This window comes from Micrococcus sp. Mcc89, assembly GCF_024519795.1.
GTDB classification, from domain to species: Bacteria; Actinomycetota; Actinomycetes; order Actinomycetales; family Micrococcaceae; genus Micrococcus; species Micrococcus luteus.
The window spans coordinates 68,457-83,044 of the sequence record NZ_JALJRI010000030.1 but is presented as its reverse complement, the minus strand read 5'-3'; the positions used below and the strand labels follow the sequence as shown (position 1 = coordinate 83,044).

General features: G+C 72.7%; 13 protein-coding genes. 4 read left to right on the top strand and 9 right to left on the bottom strand.

All coding sequences use genetic code 11. The annotated features are described in order from the left end of the window. Positions 1-25: 25 nt before the first annotated feature. Entirely contained in the window at positions 26-1,153 is a 1,128-nt protein-coding gene (locus NR072_RS04385) for a sulfurtransferase (RefSeq protein WP_256836301.1), read from the bottom strand. Between the two features lie 111 nt (positions 1,154-1,264). On the opposite strand from NR072_RS04385, the gene NR072_RS04380 reads away from it, so the two are divergent. Further along, positions 1,265-1,711: a Fur family transcriptional regulator gene (locus NR072_RS04380; protein ID WP_041104325.1), complete on the top strand. Its 447-nt coding sequence runs from the start codon at positions 1,265-1,267 to the stop codon at positions 1,709-1,711. A gap of 24 nt (positions 1,712-1,735) precedes the next feature. Here NR072_RS04380 and NR072_RS04375 read toward each other — a convergent pair whose 3' ends face one another. The 6 genes from NR072_RS04375 to NR072_RS04350 all read right to left on the bottom strand — a co-directional run bounded on the left by NR072_RS04375 (position 1,736) and on the right by NR072_RS04350 (position 8,573). Continuing rightward, the gene (locus NR072_RS04375) at positions 1,736-2,554 is read right to left on the bottom strand and encodes a metal ABC transporter ATP-binding protein (protein ID WP_217564673.1); all 819 of its coding nucleotides are present in this window, start codon (positions 2,552-2,554) and stop codon (positions 1,736-1,738) included. Then, positions 2,551-3,450, bottom strand: a complete 900-nt coding sequence (locus NR072_RS04370; protein WP_041104321.1) for a metal ABC transporter permease — start codon at positions 3,448-3,450, stop codon at positions 2,551-2,553. The genes NR072_RS04375 and NR072_RS04370 overlap by 4 nt, the downstream gene beginning before the upstream one ends. 2 nt (positions 3,451-3,452) lie before the next feature. After that, positions 3,453-4,460 carry a metal ABC transporter substrate-binding protein gene (locus NR072_RS04365; RefSeq protein WP_041104319.1) on the bottom strand — a complete coding sequence of 336 codons (1,008 nt, stop codon included), beginning with the start codon at positions 4,458-4,460 and terminating at the stop codon, positions 3,453-3,455. 75 nt (positions 4,461-4,535) lie between these two features. Continuing rightward, complete coding sequence (locus tag NR072_RS04360) at positions 4,536-5,594, bottom strand: hemolysin family protein (protein WP_041104317.1); 1,059 nt, start codon at positions 5,592-5,594, stop codon at positions 4,536-4,538. Continuing rightward, positions 5,591-6,907 (bottom strand): hemolysin family protein, encoded by a 1,317-nt coding sequence (locus NR072_RS04355; protein WP_041104315.1) that lies wholly within the window; start codon positions 6,905-6,907, stop codon positions 5,591-5,593. Before NR072_RS04355 ends, NR072_RS04360 begins: the two co-directional genes overlap by 4 nt. 184 nt (positions 6,908-7,091) lie before the next feature. After that, positions 7,092-8,573, bottom strand: a complete 1,482-nt coding sequence (locus NR072_RS04350; protein WP_256836299.1) for a GuaB1 family IMP dehydrogenase-related protein — start codon at positions 8,571-8,573, stop codon at positions 7,092-7,094. A 201-nt stretch (positions 8,574-8,774) separates the two neighbouring features. Between NR072_RS04350 and NR072_RS04345 the strand changes: the two genes are divergently transcribed. The 3 genes from NR072_RS04345 (at position 8,775) to NR072_RS11540 (ending at position 13,307) form a co-directional block, all read left to right on the top strand. Continuing rightward, on the top strand, positions 8,775-12,506 hold the full coding sequence (locus tag NR072_RS04345; protein ID WP_256836298.1) for a multifunctional oxoglutarate decarboxylase/oxoglutarate dehydrogenase thiamine pyrophosphate-binding subunit/dihydrolipoyllysine-residue succinyltransferase subunit: 3,732 nt from the start codon (positions 8,775-8,777) through the stop codon (positions 12,504-12,506). A gap of 76 nt (positions 12,507-12,582) precedes the next feature. Then, complete coding sequence (locus tag NR072_RS04340) at positions 12,583-13,188, top strand: GDSL-type esterase/lipase family protein (RefSeq protein WP_041104309.1); 606 nt, start codon at positions 12,583-12,585, stop codon at positions 13,186-13,188. A gap of 44 nt (positions 13,189-13,232) precedes the next feature. Beyond that, the gene (locus NR072_RS11540) at positions 13,233-13,307 is read left to right on the top strand and encodes a 50S ribosomal protein bL37 (RefSeq protein ID WP_095346645.1); all 75 of its coding nucleotides are present in this window, start codon (positions 13,233-13,235) and stop codon (positions 13,305-13,307) included. 136 nt (positions 13,308-13,443) lie between these two features. On the opposite strand, the gene rsrA is transcribed toward NR072_RS11540, so the two are convergent. Together rsrA and NR072_RS04330 are read right to left on the bottom strand one after the other, a co-directional pair. Further along, entirely contained in the window at positions 13,444-13,722 is a 279-nt protein-coding gene (gene rsrA / locus NR072_RS04335) for a mycothiol system anti-sigma-R factor (RefSeq protein WP_073115764.1), read from the bottom strand. After that, entirely contained in the window at positions 13,719-14,435 is a 717-nt protein-coding gene (locus tag NR072_RS04330; protein WP_036314006.1) for a sigma-70 family RNA polymerase sigma factor, read from the bottom strand. Before NR072_RS04330 ends, rsrA begins: the two co-directional genes overlap by 4 nt. Positions 14,436-14,588: the final 153 nt, after the last annotated feature.

The window sequence follows — 14,588 nt, the reverse complement described above, 5'->3', positions numbered from 1 at the left end:
CGGCGGGGCGGGGCCCCGGGGCTCGTCAGTCCCGGCCGGACGCGCCGTCGGGCTCGGGGCCGACCGCGACGGCGTTGGACGGGTCCTGGACCCATGCTGACCACGAACCCGGGTAGAGCGCCACTCCGGGTCGCCCCGCGACGGCCAGGGTGAGCACGGCGTGCGCCGCGGTGATGCCCGAGCCGCAGTACACGGCCACGGGAGTGGCGTCGTCCACGCCGACGGCGTCGAACCGCTCCGCCAGCTCCGCGGCGGGCCGCAGGCGGCCGTCCTCGGCGATGCTCTCCGCCGTGGGCACGTTCCGCGCCCCGGGGATGTGCCCGGCCACGGGGTCGAAGGGCTCGACCTCCCCGCGGTACCGCTCGGCCGCCCGCGCGTCGAGGAGCAGACCGCCGGAGGCCATCGCCTCGGCGCCGGCCGTGTCCACGACGGGCATGCGGCCCCACGACGGCCGGGCGGTGCCGGGCACCGGGATGACCTCGCCGGGCTGCAGGGGCAGGCCCGCGGCGCGCCACGCCTCGAGGCCGCCGTCCAGGAGCATGGAGTCCCGCAGCCCCACGTGGCGCAGCAGCCACCAGGCGCGCGCGGCGGACAGGCCGTGGTCGTCGTCGTAGACCACGATGGTGTCGCCCTCGTCGATCCCCCACATCCGCACGGTCTCCGCGAACTGGCGCGCGTCCGGCAGGGGGTGACGCCCCGCCGCCGGACCGGCGTGGCCGGCGAGCTGGCTGGGCAGGGAGACGTAGACGGCGCCCGGCAGATGGCCCTGGAGATAGGCGGCGTGGTCGGGCCCGCCCGCCGTGGCCCGGAACCGGACGTCGAGCAGGATCACCCGGTTCGGGCGGCATCGGCCCGGCTGGGCGTAGGCCGGGCCCTCGGGCACCGGCGGCAGGTCCTCGACGGGGGCCAGGCCGAGCCAGCCGGCCAGCACGTCCACCGTCACCAGGGTGGGCGGCTCGGCGGCCTCGGGGTCGACGCCGTCGGTGTCCGCGTCCGGGTCGCCGCCGGCGTCATGGGACGAGGACGGGGCCGCCGTGGGCGCCGGGACGACGCGGCCCTGCCCCTCGTCGACGACGATCAGCGGGTCGGGTCGATCGGGGGCGGCACCGTCGCGGTCCGGGACAGGGGATGGGTCCGGGCTCTCGCTGTGCACCCGGACACCCTACTCCACGCCCCCTTCGGCGTCGCTGATAACCTGGAGGATGGCCCGCGCGGACCTGTTCCGGACCGCGCGGAGGAGGCGGCAGCCGCCGCAGAAGGAGTCGTGAGCACCGTGAGCGCCCCCGAGCCCAGCCCCCGTGCCGCCCGTCCCCGGGCGACCCGGCAGAAGGCCGCCGTCGACCGAGCCCTGGACCGCATCCCGGACTTCGTGAGCGCGCAGGAGCTCCATGCCCGCCTCCAGGACCAGGGCGAACGCGTCTCGCTGGCCACCGTGTACCGGACCCTGCAGCAGCAGCTCGACGACGGCCTCGTGGACATGCTCCGCCGCGACGACGGCGAGACCGTGTACCGCCGGTGCGAGGACGAGGGCCACCATCACCACCTGGTGTGCCGGATCTGCTGGACCACCGTCGAGGTCACCGCCCCCCACGTCGAGGCGTGGGCCACCGCCGTCGCCGCGGAGCACGGCTTCACGGACGCGGACCACACGGTGGAGATCACCGGTGTCTGCGCCCGCTGCCGGACCGAGGGGCGCACCCGCGGGGCCTGACCATGACCATGGGCCGGGCCCCGGTCAGTGGCGGCGGCCGCCCGCGGGGTCGTCCAGGAAGTCCGCCGCGTCCTCGACCGCCGTGGAGGGCCCGTGCAGGGCGCCCCGGCCGTACGCGATGTCCAGGTTCTCGACCGTGAGCACGTCCCGCGGCGGGCCGGAGGCCACGACTCGCCCGCCCATCAGGACCACGTGGTCCGCCTCCGCGGCCTCGTCGAGATCGTGGGTCGTGTAGACCACGGACACCCCGCGCGTCGGCTCCTCGTGGAGGAGGTCGTCGATCGTGCGGGCGGAGACGATGTCGAGGCCCGTCATCGGCTCGTCCAGCAGCAGCACGTCGTGGTCCTGGGCGAGGCCCTGGGCCACGTAGGCGCGCTGGCGCTGGCCGCCGGAGAGCTGGTCGAGGTGCCGCCGTGCCAGGTCCGCGACCTGCATGCGCTCCATGGCGGCCCGCACGATGTCCCGGTCCTCCCTCCGGAACCGACGGAACCATCCGAGCGTGGGGTATCGGCCCATCCCGACGACGTCGCGCACCGTCACCGGCACGCCCTGGGGCACGCCGATGGACTGCATCACGAAGGAGGTGCGCTGCGAGCGCCGCCGCGGGTCCTCACCGAGCACCTCCAGCGCACCGGAGGCCGGGTCGCTCAGGCCCGCCAGGGCGGTCAGCAGCGTGGACTTGCCGGAGCCGTTGGGCCCGATCACCGCGATCAGCCGCCGGGCCGGCAGGGTGAAGTCGGAGGGTCGGACGGCCACGTGCGAGCCGTGGCGCAGTTCGAGCGCCCGGGCGACCGCGAGGGGAGGCGTGGTCGCCGCGGCGCCCGCGGGGAAGGACGCGTTCATCGGGGGGCCTCCGCTCCGGGCAGGGCCACGACCGGCGCCTCCTGCTCACGCTGCGCGCGCGAGCGCACGTGCCGGCCCAGGAGCGCCAGCACGGCGGCGCGGACGGCGAGCACCACGAAGAACAGCAGGATCGGCATGAGCGCCATGGTGGCCGAACCCGCCGTGCCCAGCCGGTAGCTGAGGGTGAGCCCGGTGACGACGCACGCCGCGCCGATCACGACGGAGACGAGCATCATCTGGGGCACGCTGCGCGTCAGCAGCGCCGCCGTCGCGGGCGGTCCCACGAGGAGGCCGAACACGAGCACCGTGCCCACCGCCTGGAACGAACCGATCACGGCCGCGCCGATCATCACCAGCAGCAGCGTGTGCGTCAGCCCCGGTCGCATGCCCAGCGAGCGCGCCTTGACCTCGGAGAAGCTCAGTGCCAGCAGGGGCCGGTAGAGCAGCAGGGCCAGGGCGATCACCACGACGGCGATGACCGCCTGGGTCACGATGCCGTCCACGCTGACCCCCAGCACATCGCCGAACAGGATCGACGTGAGCGATCCCGTGTAGGAGTCCGACTTGGAGATGATCACCACGCCCAGGGCCATCATCCCCACGAAGAGCAGGCCGATGGCGGTGTCCTCCTTGAGGGTGGTGGCCCGGTGCACCAGCGAGATGCCCGCCATCATGACGACGGCGGCCACCGCCGCACCGAGGTGGGGGCTGCCACCGGTGACGACCGCCAGGGCGATGCCCGGCAGGACACCGTGCACGAACGCGTCCCCGAAGAAGCTCATCCCGCGCAGCACCAGCCACGTGCCCACGACCGAGCACATCACCACGGCGATGAGTCCGCCGACGAGGGCGCGCTGCTGGAATCCCATCTGGAAGGGCTCGAGCAGCCAGTCCATCCTCAGCCCTCCAGCGCGTCGGCGAGGGTGCGGGCGTTGAGGAGCATGGCCTCGGCGTAGTCCGCCTCCGGGGTGTCCTTCGGGCCGACGCCGCCCTCGTAGACCTCGATGACCGGCAGGTCGCCGGCCTCCTCGGCCACGGTGTCCACGAGGCTGTTGCGCGCGCCCACGGACGTGATCACGGCGTCTGCGCCGCCGTCGCGGATGGACCGGGCGAGCTCGGCGATCTCCTGGGAGGAGGGCTCGCCGTCGGTGGAGCCGCCCGGGACGACGACGCCGGACACGGTGAAGTCGTAGGCCTCGCTGAAGTAGCCGTAGGCGTCGTGGTCCGTGACCAGCGTGCGGCGGTCCTCCGGGACCCCGGCGAGGATCTCCCGGACCTGCGTGTCCGTCTGCTCGAGCTCCCCGCGCACGGTCGCGCCGCACTCGGCGAACCTCTCGTCACCCCGCTCCTGGGCGAGCGTGTCGCCCATCAGCTCGGCGGCCCTCGCCATGCGGGCGACGTCCATCCAGACGTGCGGGTCCTCGGACCCGTGGTCATGGCCCTCGTGGCCCGCCCCCTCCTCGGCGTGGTCATGGCCGCCGAAGGGCAGCGGATCCAGCTGGGGCGCCACCTCGACGACGGTCGCGCCGTCCGCCTCGGCGTTGGCGAGGGCGGACTCCATGCCGCCCTCGAGGCCGAGGCCGTTGGAGAACACGAGGCCGGAGGAGACCATGTCCTTCACCTGCGCGGACGAGGCGGAGAAGTCGTGCGGATCATCCCCCGGGCCCATCACCGTGACGCTGCGGGCGTCGGCGCACGCGACCACGCGGTCGAGCACGGAGCCGAGCTGCGTCGTCGTGGCGACGGCCACGGGCGCGCCCGCGGCCGAGCCGGACCCGGCGGCAGCAGAGGCGCCCGCGGCCTGCTCGCCCGCGGAGTCGCCGCTGGTCCCGCCGCACGCGGCGAGGCTCAGGGTGAGCGCGGTGAGGGCCCCGGTCAGGGCGGGCAGACGACGGCGGCGGAGCATGGGGCGACCTCGTTCGTGTCGGGAGGATGTGTGAAATCGGTTCTCAACAGTAGCACCGCGCCGCCCGCGCGACGCTCACGCGGGCCGGAACCGACGTGGCGACTGCGTCACGTCGTTGATCTCCCCGACGAGCTCCTCGAGCACGTCCTCGAGGAAGAGGATGCCCGCGGTCTCGCCCTCGGGCGTGATGACCCGGGCGAGGTGGGAGCCCGTGCGCTGCATGAGCGCGAGTGCGTCCTCGACCTCGTCCTCGAGCCGCACGTTGGCCAGCGAGCGCACGCGCGTGAGCGGGATCGGCTCGTCGTGTCCCGACGGGCCCACGGTGAGGACGTCCTTCAGGTGCAGGTAGCCGGTGTAGCCGCCGTCGGGGTCCTCGACCACGAACCGGGAGAAGCCCACGCGGCCCACGGTCCACTCGAAGTCGTGCGGCGTGATCCCCTCGGGGACGGTGACGACCCGCTCGAGCGGCACCATCACGTCCCCGGCCCGGTGGTCCGAGAACTCGAGGGCCGAGTGCAGCACGCCGGACTCGTCCTCCAGGGTGCCCGAGCGGGTGGACTCGGCCACGATCGACTGCACCTCCTCGAGCGTGTAGGAGGAGGCCACCTCGTCCTTCGGCTCGATGCGCAGGGCGTGCAGCACGAGGTTGGCCGTCCAGTTCAGCGCGGCCACGACGGGATGCAGCAGCTTCGAGAGCCACACGAGCGGCTGGGCCAGCAGCATCACGGCGCGGTCCGCGAACGAGACGGCGGCGTTCTTGGGCACCATCTCGCCCAGGGTCACGTGCAGGAAGGTGACCACCAGCAGCGCGAGCACGAAGGCGGTCACGTCCGCCGCCGCGGACGGGACCCCGAGGGCGGCCATCGGGACGACGAGCAGGTGGTGCAGCGCCGGCTCGGACACGTTGAGGATGAGCAGGGAGCACACCGTGATGCCGAGCTGGCAGACGGCCAGCATCTGGGAGACGTGCTCCATCGCGTAGAGCGCCACCTGGGCCTGGCGGGAGCCGGCCTCGGCCCGCGGCTCGATCTGCGCCCGGCGGGCGCCCATGACGGCGAACTCGCCCGCCACGAAGAAGGCGTTGGCGGCCAACAGGACCACCAGCCACAGCAGTCCGACGACGTCCCCGTTCATGCGCGCGTCTCCTCGTCCTCAGCGGCCGGGTCGAAGCGCACGCGCTCGATGCGGCGGCCGTCCATCCGCTCGACCGTCAGGGTGCCGCCGTCCACGTCCACCACGTCCCCGACCTCCGCCAGGCGCCCCAGTCGGGCCAGGATGTACCCGCCGACGGTCTCGTAGGCCCCGTCCTCCGGCACCACGAGGGCCGGGATCTGGGTCCGCACCTCGTCGGGCCGCAGCTCCGCCGGGAAGTACCAGCGGCCGGAGGCCGTCTGGAGGACCCCCGGGGTGACGCGGTCGTGCTCGTCCGCGACCTCGCCGACGATCTCCTCCACCACGTCCTCGAGCGTGACCACCCCTGCGGTGCCCCCGTACTCGTCCACGACGACGGCCATCTGCAGGTTCGCGTCGCGCAGCTCGGCCAGCAGCTGGTCCAGGTGCACGGTCTCCGGCACGCGGATGACCTCCGTCATCAGTGCACCGGCCTCGAGGTCGGCGCGGCGCTCCCGCGGCACGGCCACGACCTTCTTCACGTGCACCACGCCGCGGATGTCGTCCGAGGAGTCGCCGATCACGGGGAACCGCGAGTAGCCGGTGCTGCGGGCCAGGTCCAGGACCTCGGGCAGAGCCTGGTCCTCCCTCACCGTCTCCACGCGGATGCGCGGGGTCATCACGTCCGCGGCGGTGCGGTCCGCGAAGCGCAGCGTCCGGTCCAGGAACGTGGCGGTCTGCGCGTCGAGCGTGCCCAGCTGGGCCGAGCGGCGGACCAGCGAGGAGAGCTCCTCGGGGCTGCGGGCACCGGAGATCTCCTCCTTGGCCTCGATGCCCACGCGGGCCAGCACGCCGTTGGAGAACCCGTTCAGGACCAGGATCGCCGGCTTGAACACGGTGCTGAACACGAGCTGGGGACGGGCGAGTGCGCGGCCGATCGCCATGGGCTCGGCGATGGACATGTTCTTGGGGATCAGCTCGCCGAGGAGCATCGAGAGCAGGGTCGCCACGACCATCGCGACGACGAGCGAGACGGTGCCCACCACGCCGGCCGGCAGCCCCACCTGGAGCAGCAGCGGGTCGATGAGCCGGCTGATCGCCGGGTCCATCACGTAGCCGGTGAGCAGTGTGGTCAGAGTGATGCCCAGCTGGCACGCGGAGAGCTGGGTCGAGAGCGACTTGAGGCAGCGCAGCAGGGGCTCGGCGCCGCGGTCACCCGCGTCCACCATGCGCTGCACGGTGGGCACGTCGATCGCGATCATGGCGAACTCGACGGCCACGAAGAACCCGGTGCCCACGATCAGGGCCAGGCCGAGGATCAGCAGGAGCCACTCCACCCGACCTCACCCCCTCGACGGCGGGCCGGGCGGCGGTGCGGGGCACCGGGACTGGAAGGCTCCGATCCGGCCGCGTCCGCGTGGGCGGACGAGCGGTCTGGCACACAGGTGTCAGGGTGATCCATAGTCCGCCCAGTATAGGGGCGTCAGGCCCCGGCGGAACGAGCAGGGGCATGCGGCCGCCTCACCACGACGAGGCGACCGGCCGGCCCTCCTCGTAGCCCGCCGCGGACTGCAGGCCGACGACGGCGCGCTCACGGAACTCCGCCAGGTCGTGGGCGCCGGCGTAGGTCAGCGACGAGCGCACACCGGACGTGATGGTGTCCAGCAGGTCCTCCACCGAGGGGCGGCGCGGGTCCACGTACATGCGCGAGGAGGAGATGCCCTCCTCGAACATCGCCTTGCGGGCCTTGGTGAAGGCGTCCTCGTGGCGGGTGCGGTGCTGGACCGCGCGGGCCGAGGCCATGCCGAAGCTCTCCTTGTACCGCCGACCGTCCGGACCGTGCACGAGGTCGCCCGGAGACTCGAGCGTCCCCGCGAACCACGAGCCGATCATCACCGAGCTGGCTCCGGCGGCCAGCGCGAGCGCCACGTCCCGCGGGTGCTTCACCCCGCCGTCCGCCCACACGCGTGCCCCGAGCTCGCGGGCCGCGGCGGCGCACTCCAGGACCGCCGAGAACTGGGGCCGGCCCACCGCGGTCTGCATGCGCGTGGTGCACATCGCGCCCGGTCCCACGCCCACCTTGACGATGTCCGCGCCGGCCGCGACCAGGTCCCGGACGCCGTCGCCGGAGACGACGTTGCCGGCCACCACGGGCACGCCGGGGTCGAGGGCCCGCACGGCGGCGAGCGCGTCCAGCATGGTCCGCTGATGACCGTGCGCGGTGTCCACGACGAGCACGTCGACGCCGGCCTCGACCAGGGCGGCGGCCTTCTCCCCCACCGCCCCGTTGATGCCGACGGCGGCGCCGACCCGGAGCCGTCCGCCGTCGTCGAGACCGGGCGTGAACAGGGACGAGCGCAGCAGGCCCGCCGCGGTGACGACCCCGCGCAGCACGGGGGCGGCGGCACCCACCGCCGGGTCCACGACGGGGGCCATCTCCTGGCGCGCGGCGTGCAGGCGCTCGAAGGCCGCCCGCAGCCCGTCCTTGCTCGGGGCCCCGTCCGTGCCGCCGAGCTCGGCGAGCGTGAGGGTCACCGCCGGAGGGTGCATGACGGAGGCGGCCGAGGCGAAGCGGTCCACGCCCTCGCAGTCCTGGGGGCGGACCACGCCGAGCAGCCCGCCGCGCGCGTCCACCACGCAGACGACCCCGTGGTTGCGGCGGTCCATGAGATGGAGCAGGTCCAGCACCGTGTCCTGCGGCCCGACGGTCAGGGCGGTGTCCGCCACGGGGTGGGCCCCCTTCACCCGACGCACGACGTCCCGGATGACGTCCGCGGGGATGTCCTGCGGCAGGATCCCGAGACCGCCGCGCCGGGCCATGGTCTCGACCATCCGGCGCCCGGTGACGGCGGTCATGTTGGCGGAGACCAGGGGGATGGTGGCGCCCGTGCCGTCATCCGGGGCGATGTCCACGTCCATGCGACTGGCGACGTCCGAGTGCGAGGGCACGAGGAAGACGTCGTTGTACGTCAGGTCGACGGCCGGGTCGGTGAGGAAGCGCATGGCGTCAGTCTCCCAGACGAGGCGGACGCCGAGAGGTCCCCCGCGCGTCCGCCGGGAGCGGAGTCGAGCCGGGGCCGCGGCATTCCGACCGGGGGCGTCGAAGAACTATGATGTCTCGAGGCGTTCCCGGCCCCACGCGCGCCGCGCGGGTGGCCCGGCGCAGCACATCGCATCCCAAGGCTCAGGAAGAGGCGTTACACAGTGCCAGAACTCACGTCGGACCGGCTCGCACAGGAGTTCCCGGGGAACGAACGGCTCGTGGCCGAGATCTACCGGAAGTACCGCGAGGACTCCGGTTCCGTGGACCGGCAGTGGGCACAGATCTTCGCCCGTCTCGAGGCCAGCGCCCCCGCCGCCGAGGCCGAGCCGAAGGCCGCCGCCAAGACCGAGCCGAAGACCGCCGCCCGGGCCGAGCCGAAGGCCTCCGCCAAGGTGACCGAGCCGAAGGCGGCGACCGCCCCGGCCCGGGGTGCGCAGCCCAAGGAGACCTCGGTCAGCACCGGCCCCAAGCCCAAGAAGACCCCGGCGGCCCAGGCCGTGCCCTCCGAGCCCGCCGACACCACCGCCACCACCGCGGACGAGAAGCAGGAGAAGGCCACCGTCCTCAAGGGCATGGCCAAGGCCGTGGCCACGAACATGGACGCCTCCCTGTCCATGCCCACCGCCACCACCGTGCGCGACCTGCCGGCCAAGGTGCTGATCGACAACCGCGTGGTCATCAACAGCCACCTGGCCCGCACCCGCGGCGGCAAGGTCTCCTTCACCCACCTCATCGGCTACGCCGTGGTCCGCGCGCTCGCGGCCATGCCCTCGATGAACGTGACCTACGAGGAGCGCGACGGCAAGCCCACCATGGTGGAGCCGGCCCACGTGAACTTCGGCCTGGCCATCGACCTGCCCCGCCCGGACGGCACCCGCGCGCTCGTGGTCCCGAACGTGAAGGCCGCCGAGACCCTCGACTTCCGCGGCTTCTGGAAGGCGTACGACGACCTCGTCCAGCGCGCCCGCAAGAACAAGCTGACGATGGACGACTACGCCGGCACCACGGTCTCCCTGACCAACCCGGGCGGCATCGGCACCGTGCACTCGGTGCCCCGCCTGTCCCAGGGCCAGGCCGCCATCATCGGCGTCGGCGCGCTGACCTATCCGGCCGCCTTCCAGGGCGCCGCCGAGTCCACGCTGCACGACCTGGCGATCTCCAAGACGATCACCCTCACCTCCACGTACGACCACCGCGTGATCCAGGGTGCCGGCTCGGGCGAGTTCCTGAAGATCGTGCACGGCCTCCTGCTGGGCGAGGACGGCTTCTACGACGAGGTCTTCCACTCCCTGCGCATCCCCTACGAGCCCGTCCGCTGGGCCCAGGACGTGCAGGTGAACCCGGAGGAGCAGATCGGCAAGGTCGCCCGCATCCAGCAGCTCATCCACGCGTACCGGGACCGCGGCCACCTGCTGGCCAACGTGGACCCGCTCGAGTACTCGATGGCCTACCACCCGGACCTCGACATCCGCGAGCACGGGCTCACCCTGTGGGACCTGGACCGTCAGTGGCCCACCGGCGGCTTCGGCGGGGCGAGCAGCCTGACCCTGCGCAAGATCCTCGGCGTGCTGCGTGACGCGTACTGCCGCACCATCGGCGTCGAGTACATGCACATCCAGGACCCGGCCGAGCGCGCCTGGTTCCAGGAGAAGCTCGAGCAGCCGTACGCCAAGCCCACCCGCGAGGAGCAGCTGCGCATCCTGGGCCGCCTCAACGCCGCGGAGGCGTTCGAGACGTTCCTGCAGACCAAGTACATCGGCCAGAAGCGCTTCTCCCTCGAGGGCGGCGAGTCCCTCATCCCGCTGCTGGACGGCATCCTCGGAGACGCCGCCGACGCCGGTCTGGACGAGGTCGCCATCGGCATGGCGCACCGCGGTCGCCTGAACGTGCTGACGAACATCGCCGGCAAGACCTACAGCCAGGTCTTCCGCGAGTTCGAGGGGGCCACCCCGGGCGGCGCCTCGGGCTCGGGCGACGTGAAGTACCACATGGGCACCGAGGGCACCTTCGTGTCCGACGCCGGCAACAGCACCCGCGTGTACCTCGCCGCCAACCCCTCGCACCTGGAGGCCGTGGATCCGGTCCTCGAGGGCGTCGTGCGCGCCAAGCAGGACCGCCTCGACCTGGGCGGCCAGCGCCCGGACTCCTTCTCCGTGCTGCCGATCCTGGTGCACGGCGACGCGGCCTTCGCCGGCCAGGGCGTCGTGGCCGAGGTGCTGCAGCTCTCACAGCTGCCCGGCTACCGCACCGGCGGCACCATCCACGTGGTCGTGAACAACCAGGTGGGCTTCACCACGCCGCCGACCCAGGCGCGCTCCGCGGTGTACTCCACCGACGTGGCCAAGACCATCCAGGCCCCGATCTTCCACGTCAACGGCGACGAGCCGGAGTCCGTGGTGCACGTGGCCCAGCTCGCCTTCGAGTACCGCCAGCGGTTCAACAAGGACGTCGTCATCGACCTCGTCTGCTACCGCCGCCGCGGCCACAACGAGGGCGACGACCCGTCGATGACGCAGCCGCGCATGTACAACCTCATCGAGCAGAAGCGCTCCACCCGCAAGCTGTACGTCGAGTCCCTCGTGGGCCGCGGCGACATCACGCAGGAGGAGGCGGACAGCGCCCTGAAGGACTACCAGCAGCAGCTGGAGCGGGTCTTCGCGGAGACCCACGAGGACGCGCCCGCCTCCGGCGGAGAGGGCCTCCGCCCGGCCGAGGACCGGGACGCGGCCCCGGAGGCGCCGGCGTCCACGGCCATCTCGGCCGAGACGCTGCGGGCCATCGGGCAGGCGCACATCGACGTGCCCGAGGGCTTCACGGTCCACCCCAAGCTCGCGGCCCTGCTCGAGCGCCGCGCCAAGATGGCCGTCGACGGCGGCATCGACTGGGGCTTCGCCGAGCTGGCGGCCTTCGGCTCGCTGCTCATGGAGGGCGTGCCGGTCCGCCTGGCGGGCCAGGACTCCCAGCGCGGCACCTTCACGCAGCGCCACTCGGTGTTCCACGACCGGATCACCGGCGACACGTGGGCGCCGCTGAAGCACCTCTCCGAGGACCAGGCGAAGTTCTGGGTCTACAACTCGCTGCTGTCCGAGTACGCCGCCCTCGGCTTCGAGTACGGCTACTCCGTGGAGCGCTCCGACGCCCTCGTGCTGTGGGAGGCCCAGTTCGGCGACTTCGTGAACGGCGCGCAGACGATCATCGACGAGTTCATCTCCTCGGCCGATCAGAAGTGGTCGCAGACCTCGTCCGTGGTCCTGCTCCTCCCCCACGGCTACGAGGGACAGGGGCCGGACCACTCCTCCGCCCGCATCGAGCGGTTCCTGCAGATGTGCGCCGAGGACAACATGCGCGTGGTCAACCCCTCCACGGGCGCGAACCACTTCCACCTGCTGCGCGAGCACGCCTACGCCCGCCCGCGTCGGCCCCTCATCGTGTTCACCCCGAAGCAGCTGCTGCGCCTCAAGGCCGCCGCGAACTCGGTGGAGGACTTCACCGAGGGCCGCTTCCAGCCGGTCATCCCGGACGCCGGGGTGGACGCCAAGGACGTCACGCGCGTGCTGCTGGTCTCCGGCCGGCTGTACTACGACCTGCTCGCCCGCCGCGAGAAGTCCGGTGACACGTCCACCGCGATCGTGCGGGTGGAGCAGCTCTACCCGCTGCCGCTCGACGAGATCCGCAAGGCGCTCCGCGCCTACCCGGTCGCCGACGTCACCTGGGTGCAGGACGAGCCCGCGAACCAGGGCCCGTGGCCGTTCATGGCACTGAACCTCGTGCCGCAGCTCGACGGCCCCGTGACCCTCGTGTCCCGCCCGGCCTCGGCCGCGACCTCCGCGGGCACCAAGGGCCGCCACGACCAGGAGCTCAGCACGCTGCTGGACGCCGCCTTCGGCCGCTGACCCGGACCGACCCTGCGCCGCCGCCGCACCCTCCGGTGCGGCGGCGGCGCCGGATCGGCCGACGAAAGGACACACTGTGCACAACCGCCGGATCCGGATCGCCGCCGTCGGCGACCAGCTGCTGGCCGGTGCGGGCGACGCCCGCGCCATCGGCTGGTGGGGCCGCGTGCTCGCCCGCACCCAGGCCCCCGACGTGGAGCTGGAGAACTACGTGCTGGCCGTGCCGCACGAGACCACCGAGGACCTCAACGAGCGCTGGTGGGGCGAGGCCTCGCGGCGCTTCTCCGAGGAGACGGAGAACCGCCTCGTCGTGGCCCTGTCCGACGCGGACCTGGACCTGGAGGCCACCTCGACCGCCCGCTCGCGGCTGAACCTGGCCAACGTCCTGGACACCGCCTCGCAGCGGAACATCCCGGTGCTCGTGGTGGGCCCCACGCCCACCCTGGACGAGCAGCGCAACGCCCGGCTCGCCGAGCTCAACGCCGCCTACCTGGATGTGGCCGACCGGCGCAACCACGTGTACGTGGACACGTTCACCCCGCTGGTGGGACACGAGCAGTGGCGCGCGGACCTCGCCTCCGGCCAGGGCCGGCCGGGCCAGGCGGGCCACGGGCTCATCGCGTGGCTCGTGCTGCACCGGGGCTGGTACCAGTGGCTCGGTCTGCCTGAGCCCACGGCCTGATGTGACAGAATGGACCACCGACCGACTCGTTGAAGGGAGACGTCATGAGCAAGCGTGCACGCAAGCGTCGCGACCGCCGCAGGAACGGCGCCAACCACGGCAAGCGTCCCAACGCCTGATCCGCTGATCGGCGTCGCGGACCGGCCGGGTGCCACTCGGCGACCGCAGACCACGAAGGGCCGTCCCCTCAGGGGACGGCCCTTCGTCATCGTCGGGGCGCCCGATCGGGTGCCCACGGGTCCGCATGTCGCGGTGTCAGCCCCAGGTGACGGTCGTCGTCGAGATCTGGGTGATGCGGGTCATGATGGTGGCCCGCAGCTGCGCGGGCGCCTTCTCCTGGCAGCTGCGACGCACCGCCGAGCGGATGAGCTCTTCGAGCTCCTTCTGGTGCCGGCAGTCCGGACACTCCGCCACGTGGGCGCGCACCTGCTCGATGTCCTCGGGCGTCAGGGCGCCGTCCAGGTACTGGTACAGCCGCTCCAGGGAGGCGTCCTGGGCGTCGCGGCACTCATGGCCGTGCTGGTCCGCGGTCATCGCGTGGCCTCCTTCGTGCTCGTCTCGGTCTGCTTCGTGCCGCCGCGCCCGGTCTTCTTCTTCGGCTGGGCCTTGATGCCGCGCGCGGCCGCGTAGTCCGCGAGGCGCTCGCGCAGCTGCTTGCGGCCGCGGTGCAGCCGCGACATGACGGTGCCGATCGGCACGTCGAGGATCTCGGCGATCTCCTTGTAGGCGAAGCCCTCCACGTCCGCGAAGTAGACGGCGAGCCGGAACTCCTCCGGGATCGCCTGCAGGGCGTCCTTCACCTGGGAGTCGGGCAGCCGGTCGAGGGCCTCCGTCTCGGCCGAGCGCAGGCCACCGGAGGTGTGCTCGGCGGCCCGGGCCATCTGCCAGTCCTCCACCTCAGGGTTGTCCGCCTCGAGGGGCTGGCGCTGCCGCTTGCGGTAGAGGTTGATGTACGTGTTCGTGAGGATCCGGTAGAGCCAGGCCTTGAGGTTGGTGCCGGGCCGGTACTGGTGGAACGAGGAGTAGGCCTTCGTGTACGCCTCCTGGACCAGGTCCTCGGCGTCCTGCGGGTTGCGCGTCATGCGCAGCGCAGCGGAGTACAACTGGTCCACGAACTCGAGGGCGTCACGCTCGAACCGGGCACGGCGCTGCTGTTCGGACTCGGCGGCGACGTCGATGTCGGCGCGGTCGTGCTCGGGGGCGTCCTCGGGCCGGGCGAATTCCGGCCGGCTGTTGTCAGTGCTCATCGCGGGCCAGTCTACGGTCCGGGAGGGATGCGTCAGCAGGGCGGCGCTCATGCGGGGCTCCTCTCCGGCTGCGGTCCGCGGCGAGCGGGACCGGTGCGCCGACACGGGTACGGGGTCGTCCAGTGGAGCGCCAGGAGCGTTCCAGGTATTCCC

Excerpts from the sequence above, each read along its gene's own strand:
- NR072_RS04375 (WP_217564673.1), bottom strand. The coding sequence starts at position 2,554 with ATGAACGCGTCCTTCCCCGCGGGCGCCGCGGCGACCACGCCTCCCCTC.
- NR072_RS04365 (WP_041104319.1), bottom strand. The coding sequence starts at position 4,460 with ATGCTCCGCCGCCGTCGTCTGCCCGCCCTGACCGGGGCCCTCACCGCG.
- rsrA (WP_073115764.1), bottom strand. The coding sequence starts at position 13,722 with ATGACCGCGGACCAGCACGGCCATGAGTGCCGCGACGCCCAGGACGCC.
- NR072_RS04330 (WP_036314006.1), bottom strand. The coding sequence starts at position 14,435 with ATGAGCACTGACAACAGCCGGCCGGAATTCGCCCGGCCCGAGGACGCC.
- NR072_RS04360 (WP_041104317.1), bottom strand. The coding sequence starts at position 5,594 with ATGAACGGGGACGTCGTCGGACTGCTGTGGCTGGTGGTCCTGTTGGCC.
- NR072_RS04350 (WP_256836299.1), bottom strand. The coding sequence starts at position 8,573 with ATGCGCTTCCTCACCGACCCGGCCGTCGACCTGACGTACAACGACGTC.
- NR072_RS04370 (WP_041104321.1), bottom strand. The coding sequence starts at position 3,450 with ATGGACTGGCTGCTCGAGCCCTTCCAGATGGGATTCCAGCAGCGCGCC.